The sequence below is a fragment of the Ruegeria profundi genome, assembly GCF_001507545.1.
GTDB classification, from domain to species: Bacteria; Pseudomonadota; Alphaproteobacteria; order Rhodobacterales; family Rhodobacteraceae; genus Ruegeria; species Ruegeria profundi.
The window spans coordinates 217,912-233,642 of record NZ_LQBP01000001.1 but is presented as its reverse complement, the minus strand read 5'-3'; the positions used below and the strand labels follow the sequence as shown (position 1 = coordinate 233,642).

Below are 15,731 nucleotides of genomic sequence, written 5' to 3'. Positions count from 1 at the left end.
GGTCTCTTTTAGTAGCTCGACTGAACGGCGTTCAAAGCCTGCTGGTCAATAACTGGCCGGGCGCGGGCCTGTGCGTCCCGCACAAACGCGTCGAAGATGTTCTGGGCCAGCGCCTGGTTCATCTGCGCCTCAAGTGCGGATTGGGCCTGGCGCAATTCGTCGGTTTCCGCAGGCGGCAGCGTTTCATCAAGGCGAACGACAAAGGCCGAACCCGCACCGGGTATGACGCGCATCTCGCCCACTTCCATCTCGAACACCTGAGTCATGAAATCTGCCGGGACATCGTCCAGAAAGGCAGTACGGGTAAGCGCATTCTCTACGCGGAAAGGCAGGCCGGTGACGTTGAAATCCCCATCCTCTTTCAATGTTTCAAGGACCGACTTGGCCTGATCTTCCAGCGCTTTGTTGGTCTCAGTCAAAGTCCAAGCCGCAGCGACACGGTCGCGTGCGCTTTCCAGTGGTTCGGGGCGTTGGGGCAAAACCTCGTTCAGACGCAGGGCAAAGATTGAGCCATCTTCAAGAAAGCCGACTTCGGGAAAGTCACCTTCGTTCACAGCTTCGGCAGCCGTACGAAACCCGTCATACGCCGCGATGCCATCATCGCTCTGACGGGTCCAGTCCATTTGACCCAACCCCATGTCGGTTTCCTGAACCACCTCTTCCAAGGTTGCGCCACCAGCAAGCAGGTCATTGATACCTTCTGCCTGCGCCTCAATCTGACGACGGGCGCGATCCGCGGCCAGTTCCTCGCGCAGGGCAGGGGCCGCCTCTTCGAACGGTGTGCTGTTTTCGGCCAGCGCGCCGTTGACGCGGAACAGGGCCGGGCCAAAGGTCGAGGGTAACGGGCCTACAACGGTGTCAAGATCAGCGGCAAAAACGGCATCGGCAGCTTCGCCCAAATCCTCGCGGGTGACATCGCCAAGGTCGATATCGCTAAGTTCCAACTGTCGATCACGCACGAGGTTTTCAAATGTGGTGCCGCCAACCTCAAGCTGAGCCATCGCATGCTCTGCCGCTTCTTCATTCGGATATGTCAGGCGTTCGACCAGACGACGTTCGGGCTGAAAGAACTCGGACGCGCGCTGATCGTAGAGTCTGCGCACCATCTCTTCATCGACTTCGACGCTGTCCAACAGCATGTCGGGTGACAAGATCGCATAGGTCAGCTGTTTGGTGCGGGGCAGGGTAAACTGACCCTGGTTTGCATCGTAATAGGCTTGAATCTGCTCATCCGTCGGTGCAGCAACAGGTGACTCCAAAGCATCTGGCATCACCGTAGCAACGGTAAAACTGCGACGCGCGGCGATATAGTCGGTCAGCACCTGGGTCACGACACCAGGCATTTCGACCCCGCTAATAACTGCGTTTTGCACGATCGTACGCGAGGACTCCTTACGTAAATCCGACTCGAACTCGGAATCCGTCATCCCAACCTGTTCCAGTTGAAATTGATAGGCTTCGCGGTCAAAGCTGCCGTTTACACCCTGAAAAGCGGGGATTGCGAGGATTTCCTCTTGCAGGTTTTCGTCGCCGATGGAGATACCAAGTTCGCCAACCTCATTGTCCAGCGCGGCCAGCGCGGTCAGGCGGGACAAGGCCAGCCGATCCAATCCAATCTCATGCGCCTGCGACATTTGCAAAGGTTGTCCGGTTTGCTGTTCTACGGCACGGATTTCGCGCTGAAGTTCGCGCACGTATTCGTTGACCGAGATATCTTCGTTTCCGACCTGCGCAACAGAGCGCACCGTTCCTGTCAGATTGGTTGCGCCAAAGCCCGCCAGGCCTACAAACAGCAGGCCCATCAGTATCCAGACGAAGGTTTTCGATAGGTTTTTCATGCCTGCGGCCATGGTGCCCTCTTGTGCTGTGGCAAGGATCTGCCCTGTCGGTTGACGCCTTGAATACGACGCGCACCGCCGAGGGGCAAGCTCAGAAGGACAGTGCTTGCAGACGTTCGAACAATTGCGCGATTCCCGAGCGGTCGAGATTAGCAAATGCTATGCGAACCTGACGCTTTCCAGCCGGGTCGCCGTCGGGCATGAACATGGTCCCTGGCAGCAGAAGAATGCCGGCCTCGGGGACCAGACGTCGCGCCAGCGTGTCCGATGGGATGTCAAAGGGATGTTCGAAATAGGCGAAATAAGCACCCAGACCCAACAAGCGCCAGCCCTTGTCTGTCAGGCGAGGTAAATGCTCTTGAATCGCGGCACGCCGGTCGAGGATTTCGTCACGTTCCTGCGCGACCCACTGCGACAGGTTCTGCATACCCCAAAGGGCCGAGAACTGGCCGATCTGGCTGGGGCAGATCGCGACTGTGTCGAGGAATTTCTCAACTTCCCTCAACAGGCTTGCTCCGCTGGCAATCGCGCCAACCCGATGTCCGGTCAGGCGATAGGCTTTGGAAAAAGAATAGAGGTGGACCAGCGTGTCTTCCCACCCCGGTTGGCCGAACAAATCGTGGGGCGGGCCACTGCGGCTGTCGAAATCGCGGTAGGTCTCATCCAATATAAGACGAATGCCAGCTTCGCGCGCGAGGTCATAAAACGCGCGGACCAAATCGCCGGGATACTCAACCCCGCCCGGGTTGTTGGGCGTCACCAACACGATGGCGCGCGTCTTGTCGGTGATCAGCGCGCGTGCGGCCTCTGCATCGGGAAGCAAATCGTCCCCGGTTTGAAGATCGATGGCATTAACGCCAGCCATGTCCAACCACATTTTGTGATTGAAATACCATGGCGTTGGCAGAATAACCTCATCCCCCTGATCCGTAATCGCGGTGATAACGGCGGCAAAGGCTTGATTGCATCCAGATGTGATGGCCACGTGATCCGTAGCCACGTTGGCCCCGTAGTGCCGACCTATCTGCGCTGCCAGCTCGGTCCGCAGCTCGGGGTTTCCAAGAACCGGCCCGTAAAGATGTGCGCGGTCTTCGGTTACAGCGAATTCGGCCATTGCCTGACGCATAGCCAGGGGCGGCGGATCTACTGGGGCGGCCTGACTGACATTGATTAAAGGACGGTCTTCAGGGAAAACTACACCTTCCAACCATCGCCGCGCCTCCATCACCGGAGGGGCAAACGTAGCAGCAGTGCGTGTCAGGCTCATGCGCGGTCCTTGTTGTTCTGCTCAGGATCAGTCGGTGCCGCGATACGGCTCAACATATTGCAGGGCCATATCCCAAGGGAAAAAGATCCAGGTGTCCTGGCTGACCTCGGTGATGAACGTGTCCACCATCGGGCGACCTTTGGGTTTGGCGTAAACAGTTGCAAAATGCGCCTTGGGGTACATCGCGCGCACGAGCTCGAGGGTTTTGCCACTATCGACCAGATCGTCGATGATCAAAATGCCTTCGCCATCGCCCATGAGTTCAGCGTCCGGAGCCTTGAGCACCTCAGCCTCGCCTTGTGCCTGATGATGGTACGAGCGCACGCTGATCGTATCGACGGTACGAATGTCCAGTTCACGGCTGACAATCATCGCGGGCGCCATACCGCCGCGTGTGATCGCAACTACGGCACGCCAGGCACCGTCATCTGGGCCTTGCCCGTCCAGACGCCACGCCAACGCGCGCGAGTCGCGATGAATTTGGTCCCAGCTTATGTGAAAGCCCTTTTCGTGGGGCAGACGGTCCTTGGCGCTCATGACTTAACCCTTTTCAACGTCAGGGGCGTCGACGGCTTTCATGCCGACGATGTGATATCCCGAATCTACGTGCAGGTTCTCTCCGGTCACCCCGCTGCTGAGATCAGACAACAGGTAAAGCGCCGATCTGCCGACATCATCGATGGTCACGTTGCGGCGAAGTGGCGAGTTATATTCGTTCCATTTCATAATGTATCGGAAATCGCCTATGCCACTGGCGGCCAGAGTCTTGATCGGTCCGGCCGAGATTGAGTTGACGCGGATACCGTCCTTGCCCAGATCCTCGGCCAGATATTTGACCGATGCTTCCAATGCTGCCTTTGCAACACCCATTACGTTATAATGCGGCATAACCTGTTCGGCGCCGTAATAAGTGAGTGTAATCGCACTGCTTCCTTCTGACATCATCTTCTCGGCGCGTTGCATCACGGCGGTGAAAGAATAAACAGACACGTCCATAGTCAGTTTAAAATTCGCGCGGCTGGTATCGACATAACGGCCACGAAGCTCGTTCTTGTCGGAAAAGCCGATCGCGTGAACAACAAAGTCCAGTTTGCCCCATTTTTCTTCGAGCGAAGTGAACAAAGCATCAATTGACGCCTCATCACTGACATCGCAGGGCAGAACGATTTCACTGCCAAGCTGTGCTGCCAAAGGATCGACCCGCTTTTTTAACGCATCACCCTGATAGGAAAAGGCCAATTCGGCCCCGGCATCGGAAAGAGCGCGGGCAATCCCCCATGCGATCGATTTATCATTGGCCAGTCCCATGATGAGGCCGCGTTTGCCGGCCATCAACTGATTTGACATGTGTGGTTCTCCGCCTGTCGTCGCGATTTGTTGCGTTGGTTTATGCCATTGGGTGCGTTCCATCAAGGCCGTGAACTCTTGCTCGCAGCGGGTTCTCGCCCTAGGGTGTAACTTAAAAGTTTCCGGGGGATGGAAATGACAGAGCGTGACGGCATTTTTGCTGGCACCGATCCTTTTGCAATTGCGGGACGGTGGCTGGCAGAAGCTCAGGACACTGAACCGAATGATCCCAACGCAATTGCGCTGGCGACCGTGGATAGCGATGGCCTGCCCAATGCACGCATGGTTCTGCTGAAAGAAATCGAATCCGACGCCTTTGTTTTCTACACCAACTACGAAAGCGCCAAGGCGTCCGAGCTGGATTCGGCGGGAAAAGCGGCTTTTGTGATGCATTGGAAATCATTGCGGCGTCAAATCCGTGTTCGTGGTACAATAACGCGTGAAACCGGGCCGCAGGCAGATGAGTATTATGCCTCTCGTTCGTTGAAAAGCCGTTTGGGGGCGTGGGCGTCAAAGCAGTCCCAGCCTCTCAGCAGCCGATCTGCTTTGATGGCAGAGGTTGCAAAGGTGACCGCGAAGTTGGGACCGAACCCACCGCGACCACCATTTTGGGGTGGATACAGGTTGGTGCCGACAGAGATCGAGTTCTGGGCCGATGGTGCGTTCCGTCTGCACGACCGGTTCCAGTGGCGCCGGGATCAGGCAGGCTCGGAATGGGAAGTGCAAAGGTTGAATCCATGACGTTCGCGTATCGTGAAATGCAACACGCAGGAATTAAAGGTTTTTTTCAACTTGAATTTGCGCGACAATTTCATACACATCGGACCCTTAACGAGCAGTTGACATTCGCGTTAGGAAAACCGTGCCAGAAGACCTGAACAATATGTACCGCGTTCGTGGACACGTGAAATGGTTCGATCCCGCTAAGGGATACGGGTTTGTTGTGTCGGACGAAGGTGGCCCGGATATCCTGTTGCACGTAAATGTATTGCGCAATTTCGGTCAAAGCTCGGTCGCGGATGGCGCCGGGATCGAGATTATGACGCATCGCACGGATCGCGGTGTTCAGGCCGTAGAGGTTATCAGCGTTGATCCGCCAGCGCGGACCGACTCAATGATGCTAGCGGACTTTGCTGAGCTTGATCCAGTCGTGATCGCCGAAGCGCCGTTAGAGGCTGCGCGGGTAAAATGGTTCGATAAGGGCAAAGGCTTTGGTTTTGCCAATGTTTTTGGCCGCGGCGAGGATGTGTTTCTGCATATCGAAGTTCTGCGCCGATCTGGTTTGGCCGATCTGCAACCCGGTGAAGCGCTTGCTATGCGCGTTATCAGTGGAAAACGCGGACGTATGGCGGCTCAGGTATTGGCTTGGGAAGCGGCATTGGACGAATAAATCCTGATGGCCAGAATTTTTACGGTTCTTGCAAGTATCCTGATGCTATGGACCGGTGAGGTTCTTGCTGCATGTGCGGATGATCGCGTCAGCCTGCGGAACGATAAGGCTCAGATTACCTTCAACGTGGAACTGGCGATAAGCCCGCAGGAGAGGGCGCGGGGCTTGATGTTCCGTGAGTCGCTGCCGCAGCGGGCTGGCATGCTGTTCGTGTTCGACCCGCCGCAACCAGTCGTATTCTGGATGAAAAATACTCTGATTCCACTAGACATCATTTTCCTGAATCGCAGCGGCACAGTTGTTCATGTGCACCACAACGCGATTCCGGGTGACGAAACGCCGATCGAGGGTGGCGATTCGGTGTTTGCGGTTCTCGAAATCAACGCCGGGCTTGCCGAGCAGTACCTGATCACACCGGGTACGCAGATGCAGCACAAAATTTTTTCACAAGGACCTGCAATTTGGCCCTGTTAGGGCTTTTCAAATCCGAACGGCATCGTTAGGAAGGCGCACGGTCCGGGGCGTGGCGCAGTCTGGTAGCGCACCTGTTTTGGGTACAGGGGGTCGTAGGTTCGAATCCTGCCGCCCCGACCACTTCTCTTACTAAGTTGGTGTTCCACCCATTCTTTGAAACAGGGCACCAATAGCCGCGTCCAAAGCCTTGCTTTCCACGGGGACCTTTACAGCAGGGCCTTTTTTCTGCGGCACATTAAAATACAGTTCGGCATCCACACGGTAGCCCGACGCGTTTTTTGTTGATGTCATGCGCATCACACTTTTTGGCAGATCCAGCGGATAACCGTCGTAGTTGAGAATCAGAAACGCTGTGGTCTCGGGCGGTAAGAGTTCCTGGCATTCAAAGACTCGATTCCCGATTTTTTCGAATTGCTCGGCTAGGCCGTCGCATTCGGTTTCGAAGGTTGTGAAAAGACGTTCAGGATAGGTTTCGAACTGTGCGCTTTTTGTAGGGGTGGGGGCGATTTGTTGTGTGCAAGCCACGATCAGGGTCAGTACTGGAAACAACCTTAGTACCTTCATCGCCCATCATCCTTTTGACTCACTATCTCGATCATGCTGCCTCCTGACTGGTGCGGTCGGTGAAGGGCCCTGATTCTTTTTGAACCTATCCACCATATCGTAAGTTTATAAAGTGCTCGTAACTGTGTAGAGAAAAACAGCTAATCTGGCAGCGTCAAAACTCAAGACGCTTCTGCGAACCCCAGATGACCCTGTGGAGGAATCGGTGTCGGCCAAAAACCGTGGCTGCCGGAACTTTTGGGTCAATACAAAAGATTTCAAAAATCACTGAAAAATGCCGTTGACGATCTATGGCCGAATACGTCAAGTTGTATGGGCCGAGAGAGGTGCTACTAAATCTAGTAGGAAAACTAGAAGAAAGCACAGGGCGAGGGCCGGAAAGCACATCAATTTATCGTGCAGCCGCGTCGGCGGTATTACGCTGCCGTAGGCGGTGCTTGGCCAGCCGCGCCCAATCTTGTCAGGCACGGCGTTCGGGTTGCGCAGGCGCGCCTGACGCAAACGAAAAAGTTGATTGAATCTAGGGCGGCGGACATGAAGATTGACAGAAAATTCACTAAGTCGGGGCAGGACGCATACGCAAATCTGGACTTTGTCACAGCGACGTCCGAAATCCGTAACCCGGATGGAACAATTGTTTTCCGCCTGGAAGAAATCGAAGTTCCCGCAGAGTGGAGCCAAGTCGCAAGCGACGTGATTGCGCAGAAGTATTTCCGCAAGGCTGGCGTTCCCAGCAAGCTGAAGAAGGTCAAAGAAAAGGACGTACCCGAGTTCCTGTGGCGCTCGATTCCCGCTGAGGGAGCAGAATTCGACGGTGAGACGTCTTCGAAGCAAGTATTCGACCGTCTGGCCGGCGCTTGGGCCTATTGGGGTTGGAAAGGTGGCTATTTCTCGACCGAGGAAGACGCGCGCGCCTACTTTGACGAGATGCGTTACATGCTGGCGACGCAGCGCGCTGCGCCGAACTCGCCGCAATGGTTCAACACTGGTCTCCATTGGGCGTATGGCATCGACGGCCCGGCGCAGGGGCACCACTATGTCGACTACAAGACTGGCAAACTGACCAAGTCGAAATCCGCCTACGAACATCCGCAGCCACACGCGTGCTTCATCCAGTCTGTTGGTGATGATCTGGTGAATGAAGGTGGCATCATGGACCTGTGGGTGCGCGAGGCCCGCCTGTTCAAATATGGCTCGGGCACCGGAACTAACTTCAGCCACCTGCGTGCAGAAGGCGAAGCGCTGTCGGGTGGCGGCAAGTCTTCGGGTCTTATGGGCTTTCTCAAGATCGGCGACCGCGCCGCTGGCGCGATCAAATCAGGCGGCACAACCCGTCGAGCAGCAAAGATGGTAATCGTCGATGCGGATCACCCTGACATCGAACAATTCATCGAATGGAAGGTGATCGAAGAACAGAAGGTGGCCTCGATCGTTGCCGGATCGAAGATGCACGAAAAGATGCTGAACGGCATTTTCGAGGCCATCCGCGCGTGGGATGGTGCGCAGGATGACGCGTATGATCCACAAAAGAATACCGCATTAAAAAAGGCCATTCGCGAAGCAAAAAAGGTCGCAATTCCAGAGACATACGTTAAACGCGTACTGGATTATGCCAAGCAGGGGCATGACAGTATCGAATTCCCAACCTACGATACGGACTGGGATTCCGAGGCCTATAGCTCGGTCTCGGGTCAGAACTCGAACAACTCGATCCGTGTGACCAATGCGTTCCTGACAGCAGTCGAGAAAGACGCCGATTGGGAACTGATAAACCGCACCGATGGCAAGGTGGCCAAGACTGTTAAGGCCCGCGATCTGTGGGAAAAGGTCGGTCACGCGGCCTGGGCTTGCGCCGACCCGGGCATTCAATTCCACGACACCGTCAACGAATGGCACACATGTCCCGAAGATGGCGAGATTCGCGGATCAAACCCGTGCTCGGAGTACATGTTCCTCGATGACACGGCCTGTAACTTGGCGTCGATGAACCTGCTGACCTTTCTGAAGGATGGGGAGTTCCAGGCGGAGGACTATATGCACGCCTCGCGTCTCTGGACGCTGACGCTGGAAATCTCTGTGACAATGGCGCAGTTCCCGTCAAAGGAGATCGCGCAGTTGTCCTATGACTTCCGCACGCTGGGTCTGGGCTATGCCAATATCGGCGGTTTGCTGATGAACATGGGCTACAGCTATGACTCGGATGAGGGGCGGGCGATCTGTGGCGCGCTGACTGCCATTATGACGGGTGTGGCCTATGCGACGTCGGCTGAAATCGCCGGGGAGCTGGGTGCGTTCAAAGGGTACAAGCGCAACGCCGACCACATGCTGCGCGTGATCCGCAATCACCGCCGCGCGGCGCAGGGCGTGACCGAGGGTTATGAGAAGCTCGCAGTGAAGCCCGTGCCTTTGGATCATGGCAATTGTCCGGATAAGCGACTGGTCGAGTTAGCCATGTCGGCTTGGGATGAGGCGCTGAGTCTGGGTGAAAAGAACGGCTATCGCAACGCGCAGGCCACCGTGATCGCACCGACCGGCACCATCGGTCTGGTGATGGATTGTGACACCACTGGGATCGAACCTGACTTCGCTCTGGTAAAGTTTAAGAAACTGGCCGGTGGCGGGTACTTTAAGATCATCAACCGTTCGGTGCCTTCGGCGCTGGAAAAGCTGGGCTACTCCTCGTCTCAAATTGAAGAGATCGTAGGTTACGCGGTCGGCCACGGTACAATCGGCAATGCGCCGGGCGTCAACCACACGTCGCTGACCGGTCACGGCTTTGGCCCAAGCGAGCTGGCCAAGGTAGACGCTGCACTGGAAAGCGCATTCGACATCCGGTTCGTCTTTAACCAATGGACGTTGGGTGAGGATTTCTGCACCGGTGTTCTGGGCATTCCGGCGACCAAGCTGAACGACCCTACCTTCGACTTGCTGCGCCATCTTGGCTTCAGTAAGGCGGATATCGACGCGGCCAATGACCATGTCTGCGGGACCATGACTCTGGAAGGCGCACCACACCTGAAAGAGGAGCATTACGCGATCTTCGACTGCGCCAACCCGTGCGGCAAGAAAGGCAAGCGTTTCCTTGGAGTTGATAGCCACATTACAATGATGGCTGCGGCACAAAGTTTTATCTCGGGCGCGATCTCGAAAACGATCAACATGCCGAATGACGCGACCATCGAGGATTGCCAGAAGGCCTATGAACTCAGCTGGTCGCTGGGTGTGAAGGCCAACGCGCTGTACCGCGACGGCTCGAAACTGTCGCAGCCTTTGGCAGCGGCGCTGGTCGAGGACGACGACGAAGCAGCAGAAGTTCTGGAAAGCGGCTCGGTGCAGGAGAAAGCCGTCGTTCTGGCCGAAAAAGTGATCGAGAAGGTTGTGGTCAAGGAGATGATCCGGAGCCATCGCGAGAAACTGCCGCATCGGCGTAAAGGGTACACGCAAAAGGCCATCGTGGGCGGACACAAGGTCTATCTGCGCACCGGTGAGTTCGAAGACGGCAAGCTGGGCGAGATCTTCATCGATATGCACAAGGAAGGCGCTGGCTTCCGGGCGATGATGAACAACTTCGCCATCGCCGTGTCGGTCGGCCTGCAATACGGCGTGCCGCTGGAGGAATTCGTCGACGCCTTTACCTTCACCAAGTTCGAACCAGCTGGGATGGTGCAGGGCAACGACTCGATTAAGAACGCGACGTCGATCCTTGATTACATCTTCCGCGAACTGGCCGTGTCCTATCTGGACCGCACCGATCTGGCCCATGTGAAGCCCGAAGGCGCGACCTTCGACGATCTGGGCCGGGGCGAGGAAGAGGGCCGTGCGAACGTGTCGGAAATCAGTGAAAGTGCGGCGTCCAAGTCTCTGGAAGTGTTGAAACAAATCAGTTCAACCGGATACCTAAGAAAGCGCCTTCCGCAAGACTTGGTCGTGTTCAACAGTGGCCAGGCCGAAGTGAACGGCATGGCGGAACCCGCTGCACAATTCGAAGCTTCCGTCGTGGAAACAACTGTGACGACCAGTATGGACGCCCGCACTAAGGCCAAGATGCAGGGCTATGAAGGCGACCCCTGCGGCGAATGCGGAAACTACACGCTGGTGCGTAACGGCACCTGTATGAAATGCAATACCTGCGGGGCGACCAGCGGGTGTAGCTAAGGCAAACGCCCCGTCAGGCGGGGTGTAGGGACCTGGGTTTCCAATGGATTTCCGGTCCCGACGAACACAGAGAGAGGCGCCAAGACTTACCAGGGTTGCCTTTCTCTACTCGGTCGACATGCCCGTGTTGGCCGGGAACAGGGTGGGGCGGAATATTTGCTCCCTCCCACTCTTTCACGGGGCGGGTGCGCTCGTCCCATGCGCAGTCCAGGCCGCAGGCAAAAAAATACCGGGCGGTCAACGAAATGAGCCTGGAAGGCGAAACTGACAGGGGGCCTCGGCCCCCTTTCTTTTTGCCGTCCAATAGGGCTCCTAGGTAGACCTACGCAGCGATCGAATAGACTCATATGGCTGACTGCCGAAGCGAGGGCGACCAGAAAGAACGTCATTATTCCAGTAGGTTACTTGCCGAGATGGATGTTAAACACTTCGCGAATCTCAGCGTCCAGCAAGGGGTCAAAGCGGGCTGGTGAGGGCGTGGCCAAAATCTCTTGCTTGCGTTTGACAGCCTTCTCAATCAGGTCGGGTTTGCCAAGTTCTGCCCACTCTTTCGGTGATGTTCGGTCGCCGTAGGTAGGATAAACGTAATCCGCCTGCATCCGGCTGAGTGTTGCATCGACACCAAGGTAGTGACCGGGCCCACCCATACAGACCTGCGCTATCTGATCCAATGCAAGTGTTTCGTCAGTAACCTCGATCCCGCGCACGCAGCGCTGCGCCTGACCGATCAAATCGTCGCTCAAGATCAGGCTTTCATGACAAAACCCAAGCAATGACGCGTGCATGCCCGCAGCTTCGTATACCATGTTCAAACCGGCAAGACCTGCCATAACGTTCGAGCACATTTGCTCCCATCCCGCTTGCATATCGGGCAGTTTCGAATCCGACGCACCGGCAGCGGCCCCGCCCGGCAAATCGTAGAAACGATGCATCTGGGCGCAACCTGCGGTCAGCAGGGCTTGCTCTCCGGACCCAATGGACATTGCACCGGTCCGAAGGTCGAGACCAAACGGCCAAGTCCCAAAAATCGCCGGAGCGCCGGGGCTTACAGCATTGACATAAACCAGTCCAGCAAGGCATTCGGCAGTCGCTTGCGCAATTGCTCCAGCGATCGTTGAGGGCGCGGTAGCACCTGCCATCCCGGCAGAAAGCAGCAAGACTGGCATCCCGGCCTTAATACATTCTTCCATCACTTCGCAGCTTTCAGTTGCGAATTTCATCGGTGGGACAACGAAACAGTTCGAATTCGACACGAAAGGTCGTTCACGATATTTACCTTCGCCGCCAGCAATCATGTGGATCATCTCCATCGCAGGAGCAACATGACTGGGTTCGGTAAATGAGGTGCCAATATGTTTAAACGTGCCTGAACAGGCTGCGTAAATTGTGTTCAGGTCCATTTCCAGATTGTCAGCAATATCTCGGCAGACCATTGGACGTTGCACAAAGTGAATGTTTTCGAGCTGTTCACAGATACGCGCGGCGTCGTGCAGATCTTGTACGGTCGAGTCGCGATATTCCTGCCCATGCACATCGACCATACTGACTGCGGCACCGGCCGTGCCGTAATGGACCTTCGTGCCCGACAACTCCAGATCGGTTTTACCGTCTCGGCTGTAAAGAGTTACGGAGCGGTTGGCCTTTGCGAGCGTATCTTCAACCAAAGCGCGCGGAAATCGGATGCGACCATCGTCGCCCAGTGTGCAGCCAGCCCCAACCAGATAGTCTATGCCGCTTTGCGGGGCGTCTGCCAAACCGATGGTTTCCAAGGCGGTCAGGGCTGTTTCGTGGATGCGTTCGATCTGAGCTTGGGTCAGAACATTTAGCACACCGCCTTCCATGCCGGGGCGGATTGGGCGCAAGTGCTCGGGCAATGCGGTGGCGCGTGCAGCACGTCGCGCCGCGCGGCCACCAGTGCGGGATGAGGTTCGGGATTGATCGTTCATGGTATGGTTTCCGAGTGTTAAGGTACTTCAGGATGGGTGTTTTAAACCCCTGAAGGCCTTCCTCGTGCTGCACGCCCGCGGTCCGCACCGATCGTGCGGCTGACCAGTCGAATTTTCCAGACGTCGTTCTGCATGCCGGTCCTTACCTATGTGAAGAAGTATTCGGTCTTGCAGTGTTGCAATCTGTTCTGTTTGCGACCTTGGGCTCTAAAAACGAAGTAAACACGCGGATGTCACACTGTTCATTCGTATGCGCAAGTTTTTCCCTGCGCGGACATAAATCTGTTATACTGATTTCACTTATTTGAAAGTGTCTCGTGTCTTTAATTGAAACTTAATGATCATGAACCAAGTTATTGAGTTAGTGCTACTTTAAGAACCGAAGCTGTGGCGTAAGGTTTTTTAGGAGAGGTTAGTGAAACGCCTGTTGGTGATCAGTCTATCTTTAGCAGCTTGGCTTGCTACCCCGGTTTTGGCCGAGGATTGGACTGGTGCCTATGCCGGGTTCAGTTTTGGATACGCTGATGCGGATGGTCCGGATGGATCGGGCGGAGATGACTTTGGCCTCGGTGCCCATATCGGATATGACCGGGACTTTGGGAATTTCGTCTTGGGTGGGGAGCTTGAGTACAACCACCTTTCCCTAAGCCTGGGGGATGGCGAGGGTACTTTGGACGGCATTGCCAGCGTGAAGCTGCGCGGCGGTTACGATTTTGGCGCAGCCATGGGTTATGTTGTGGTCGGTGCAGCCCGAGCGGACGCTTCGGCTGACAATGACACCGCTGCCGTGTACGGAATTGGTGTGGCCTACCCAATAGGCGACCGCCTTATCATCAGTGGCGAGGCATTGAGACAAGAGTTCGACGATGTCACGCGGTCGAACGGCACACTGGATACAAACGTGTTCAACCTGCGCACCTCTTTTCGGTTCTAGTTGCGTTTAAGTTGCCGCGACCTGCTTCTTTGCCAAGTCCGCAGCAAATGTGCAGATTGTCGATAGCGCTGCGCAGAACCTTTCATCGTCAATTGTCATCGCCACACGGATGTGCCCCGCTGCTGCGGATCCAAAGCTTTCACCCGGCATAACTGCAATCGAATGCGTATCCAGCAGGGCGTTTGCGAATTCTTCACCGCTCAGGCCGGTGGCGCGGATGTCCAGCATCAGGTACATGGCTCCTTGCGCGGGAACTAAACCGACTGTGTTTTGGGCGTTCAGAATTTCAACAGCCAAAGCGCGCCGTTTGCGGAACGGCAAAGCGATCTGCTCTTCCAACGCATGTCCGGCGTTCAGCGCGAAACTTGCGGCGTCCTGAATAAATCCGGGTACGCCGTATGTCGTGTGCGTCGCGAGGTTGATCAGATGGGCGATTACTTCTTCCGGCCCCACGACCCAGCCGCAGCGGGATCCCGTCATGGCGTGGGATTTGGACATCGAACCCACAACGAGGGTTCGTTCGGACATACCGGGCAGGGTGCGAGGTGAGATATGCTGACCGTCCCATACCTGAGTGTCATAGACTTCATCTGAAATCAGCCAGAGATCGCGGTTTCGGCACAGTTTGGCGATACCATCAAGGGTCTCGCGCCCGTAGACCGCTCCGGTAGGGTTGTTCGGCGTGTTGATCAACAATGACACAGCGCCGTCAGCGGCAGCATCGATGAGGTTGGCGCGCGGCTGGAATGCATCCTCGGCGGTGGTTTGGATTGCCCGCGCCACAGCACCTGCACCGCGGATCGTTCCAGGGTAGGTGGCATAGAACGGGTCGAGATACAGGCCCACATCGCCCGGATCACAAACAGCAACATGCGCGGCGAACAAGCCCGCCTGACCGCCAGGGGTGATCAACACGTTATTGCGGGTGGTCGGCACACCGGTCCGCGCTTGTAGCCGAGCGGCGACCGTGTCTCGCAGCAGGTCGGTGCCCGGCACCATTGCGTAACCGGTGTGACCTTGACGCGCTGAAAGGTCCATGGCCTCCAGTATCGTCGGGTCCGTGCGAATATCATGCTCACCAATGGTCAGTTCGGTTACGGCATAACCGTCGAGGATCATTCGGCGGGCGCGGTAGAATACATCCCATCCGTCACCGCCGTCTTTGGTCAGGTGCGTGATGCGCTGCGACAATTTCATGGCCCGCTCCCGTTCTGTCGTTTTCGGGGACAGGGCCAGAGCAGTGATCATTTGTCAATCAGGTTCGCGGCGGAAGCGTTGCCTGAATCTTTTTGGTCAATGAGGCACGGACAAGGTCGTAAGAAGTGGCCAGCCGGTGCTGCAATTCGTCCTTATCGCAATCGAAAGGAAGGCGTATCCAGCTCCGGTGGAAATAGGGTGCTTTCACACCTATGCCCGCATCAATCAGCATCTGGGCTGTTTCAATGTCAGGCGTTTTAACAGAAACGCCGTCATTTGCCGTTCCGATACAGGCAAACATTTTGCCGCCGATTTTCCAGGCGTCATGACCGCCGCCCCATGGGTCCGACAGTTCCGCGCCGGGAAGGCTCCGGCAAATGGCATTCACTCTGTCACGGTTCATTCTGCAAAAAGTGCAGCGGAAGAAAGCGAAACTCAAGGCTTGGCGTCTGGTATTCCGCGTGCTAATGCAGATTTATGAACCCGATGATCTGCACCATTATCTGCTGCATTTCCTGCTGATTTATCAAGCGGGCCGGTTTCTTTCGTTTTCATCCCTGAGACAAGTTGCTAAGCCCGCGCCAACGCGAGAAGCTACGCTGTCTTTAGGAGCCGACCG

Annotated in this window: 13 protein-coding genes and 1 tRNA gene; 6 read left to right on the top strand and 8 right to left on the bottom strand. The window is 56.0% G+C overall.

Annotated elements, in window-relative coordinates; genetic code table 11:
* Nucleotides 1-8: 8 nt before the first annotated feature.
* The 4 genes from AVO44_RS01160 to fabI form a co-directional block, all read right to left on the bottom strand.
* The gene (locus AVO44_RS01160; protein WP_068331431.1) at nucleotides 9-1,850 is read right to left on the bottom strand and encodes a peptidyl-prolyl cis-trans isomerase; all 1,842 of its coding nucleotides are present in this window, start codon (nucleotides 1,848-1,850) and stop codon (nucleotides 9-11) included.
* Between the two features lie 79 nt (nucleotides 1,851-1,929).
* Nucleotides 1,930-3,105: an aminotransferase gene (locus AVO44_RS01155; RefSeq protein ID WP_068331429.1), complete on the bottom strand. Its 1,176-nt coding sequence runs from the start codon at nucleotides 3,103-3,105 to the stop codon at nucleotides 1,930-1,932.
* Between the two features lie 27 nt (nucleotides 3,106-3,132).
* Nucleotides 3,133-3,642 carry a xanthine phosphoribosyltransferase gene (gpt, locus tag AVO44_RS01150; protein ID WP_068331427.1) on the bottom strand — a complete coding sequence of 170 codons (510 nt, stop codon included), beginning with the start codon at nucleotides 3,640-3,642 and terminating at the stop codon, nucleotides 3,133-3,135.
* A gap of 3 nt (nucleotides 3,643-3,645) precedes the next feature.
* Nucleotides 3,646-4,452: an enoyl-ACP reductase FabI gene (fabI, locus tag AVO44_RS01145; protein WP_068331425.1), complete on the bottom strand. Its 807-nt coding sequence runs from the start codon at nucleotides 4,450-4,452 to the stop codon at nucleotides 3,646-3,648.
* 135 nt (nucleotides 4,453-4,587) lie between these two features.
* Between fabI and pdxH the strand changes: the two genes are divergently transcribed.
* The 4 genes from pdxH to AVO44_RS01125 all read left to right on the top strand — a co-directional run bounded on the left by pdxH (nucleotide 4,588) and on the right by AVO44_RS01125 (nucleotide 6,436).
* The gene (gene pdxH / locus AVO44_RS01140; protein ID WP_068332577.1) at nucleotides 4,588-5,193 is read left to right on the top strand and encodes a pyridoxamine 5'-phosphate oxidase; all 606 of its coding nucleotides are present in this window, start codon (nucleotides 4,588-4,590) and stop codon (nucleotides 5,191-5,193) included.
* A gap of 142 nt (nucleotides 5,194-5,335) precedes the next feature.
* Nucleotides 5,336-5,842 (top strand): cold-shock protein, encoded by a 507-nt coding sequence (locus AVO44_RS01135; RefSeq protein WP_263618898.1) that lies wholly within the window; start codon nucleotides 5,336-5,338, stop codon nucleotides 5,840-5,842.
* 6 nt (nucleotides 5,843-5,848) lie between these two features.
* Nucleotides 5,849-6,316 (top strand): DUF192 domain-containing protein, encoded by a 468-nt coding sequence (locus AVO44_RS01130; RefSeq protein WP_068331421.1) that lies wholly within the window; start codon nucleotides 5,849-5,851, stop codon nucleotides 6,314-6,316.
* A gap of 43 nt (nucleotides 6,317-6,359) precedes the next feature.
* A tRNA-Pro gene (locus tag AVO44_RS01125) sits at nucleotides 6,360-6,436 on the top strand.
* A 9-nt stretch (nucleotides 6,437-6,445) separates the two neighbouring features.
* Here the strand turns inward: AVO44_RS01125 and AVO44_RS01120 are convergent.
* Entirely contained in the window at nucleotides 6,446-6,865 is a 420-nt protein-coding gene (locus AVO44_RS01120; RefSeq protein ID WP_233421894.1) for a hypothetical protein, read from the bottom strand.
* Between the two features lie 549 nt (nucleotides 6,866-7,414).
* On the opposite strand from AVO44_RS01120, the gene AVO44_RS01115 reads away from it, so the two are divergent.
* Nucleotides 7,415-11,035 (top strand): vitamin B12-dependent ribonucleotide reductase, encoded by a 3,621-nt coding sequence (locus AVO44_RS01115; RefSeq protein ID WP_068332574.1) that lies wholly within the window; start codon nucleotides 7,415-7,417, stop codon nucleotides 11,033-11,035.
* A 401-nt stretch (nucleotides 11,036-11,436) separates the two neighbouring features.
* On the opposite strand, the gene AVO44_RS01110 is transcribed toward AVO44_RS01115, so the two are convergent.
* Nucleotides 11,437-12,981: a trimethylamine methyltransferase family protein gene (locus AVO44_RS01110; protein ID WP_068331418.1), complete on the bottom strand. Its 1,545-nt coding sequence runs from the start codon at nucleotides 12,979-12,981 to the stop codon at nucleotides 11,437-11,439.
* 415 nt (nucleotides 12,982-13,396) lie between these two features.
* On the opposite strand from AVO44_RS01110, the gene AVO44_RS01105 reads away from it, so the two are divergent.
* Nucleotides 13,397-13,915, top strand: coding sequence for an outer membrane protein (locus AVO44_RS01105; protein WP_068331416.1), 519 nt, complete (start codon nucleotides 13,397-13,399; stop codon nucleotides 13,913-13,915).
* 6 nt (nucleotides 13,916-13,921) lie between these two features.
* Here the strand turns inward: AVO44_RS01105 and AVO44_RS01100 are convergent, their stop codons facing one another.
* The gene (locus AVO44_RS01100; protein WP_068332573.1) at nucleotides 13,922-15,112 is read right to left on the bottom strand and encodes a pyridoxal phosphate-dependent aminotransferase; all 1,191 of its coding nucleotides are present in this window, start codon (nucleotides 15,110-15,112) and stop codon (nucleotides 13,922-13,924) included.
* Between the two features lie 58 nt (nucleotides 15,113-15,170).
* Nucleotides 15,171-15,515, bottom strand: coding sequence for an MmcQ/YjbR family DNA-binding protein (locus tag AVO44_RS01095; RefSeq protein ID WP_068331414.1), 345 nt, complete (start codon nucleotides 15,513-15,515; stop codon nucleotides 15,171-15,173).
* Between the last annotated feature and the right edge of the window lie 216 nt (nucleotides 15,516-15,731).

What these genes read in the sequence shown, in the direction of transcription:
- AVO44_RS01160 (WP_068331431.1), bottom strand. Translation starts at nt 1,850, where the DNA reads ATGGCCGCAGGCATGAAAAACCTATCGAAAACCTTCGTCTGGATACTG.
- AVO44_RS01155 (WP_068331429.1), bottom strand. Translation starts at nt 3,105, where the DNA reads ATGAGCCTGACACGCACTGCTGCTACGTTTGCCCCTCCGGTGATGGAG.
- gpt (WP_068331427.1), bottom strand. Translation starts at nt 3,642, where the DNA reads ATGAGCGCCAAGGACCGTCTGCCCCACGAAAAGGGCTTTCACATAAGC.
- fabI (WP_068331425.1), bottom strand. Translation starts at nt 4,452, where the DNA reads ATGTCAAATCAGTTGATGGCCGGCAAACGCGGCCTCATCATGGGACTG.
- pdxH (WP_068332577.1), top strand. Translation starts at nt 4,588, where the DNA reads ATGACAGAGCGTGACGGCATTTTTGCTGGCACCGATCCTTTTGCAATT.
- AVO44_RS01135 (WP_263618898.1), top strand. Translation starts at nt 5,336, where the DNA reads ATGTACCGCGTTCGTGGACACGTGAAATGGTTCGATCCCGCTAAGGGA.
- AVO44_RS01130 (WP_068331421.1), top strand. Translation starts at nt 5,849, where the DNA reads ATGGCCAGAATTTTTACGGTTCTTGCAAGTATCCTGATGCTATGGACC.
- AVO44_RS01115 (WP_068332574.1), top strand. Translation starts at nt 7,415, where the DNA reads ATGAAGATTGACAGAAAATTCACTAAGTCGGGGCAGGACGCATACGCA.
- AVO44_RS01110 (WP_068331418.1), bottom strand. Translation starts at nt 12,981, where the DNA reads ATGAACGATCAATCCCGAACCTCATCCCGCACTGGTGGCCGCGCGGCG.
- AVO44_RS01100 (WP_068332573.1), bottom strand. Translation starts at nt 15,112, where the DNA reads ATGAAATTGTCGCAGCGCATCACGCACCTGACCAAAGACGGCGGTGAC.
- AVO44_RS01095 (WP_068331414.1), bottom strand. Translation starts at nt 15,515, where the DNA reads ATGAACCGTGACAGAGTGAATGCCATTTGCCGGAGCCTTCCCGGCGCG.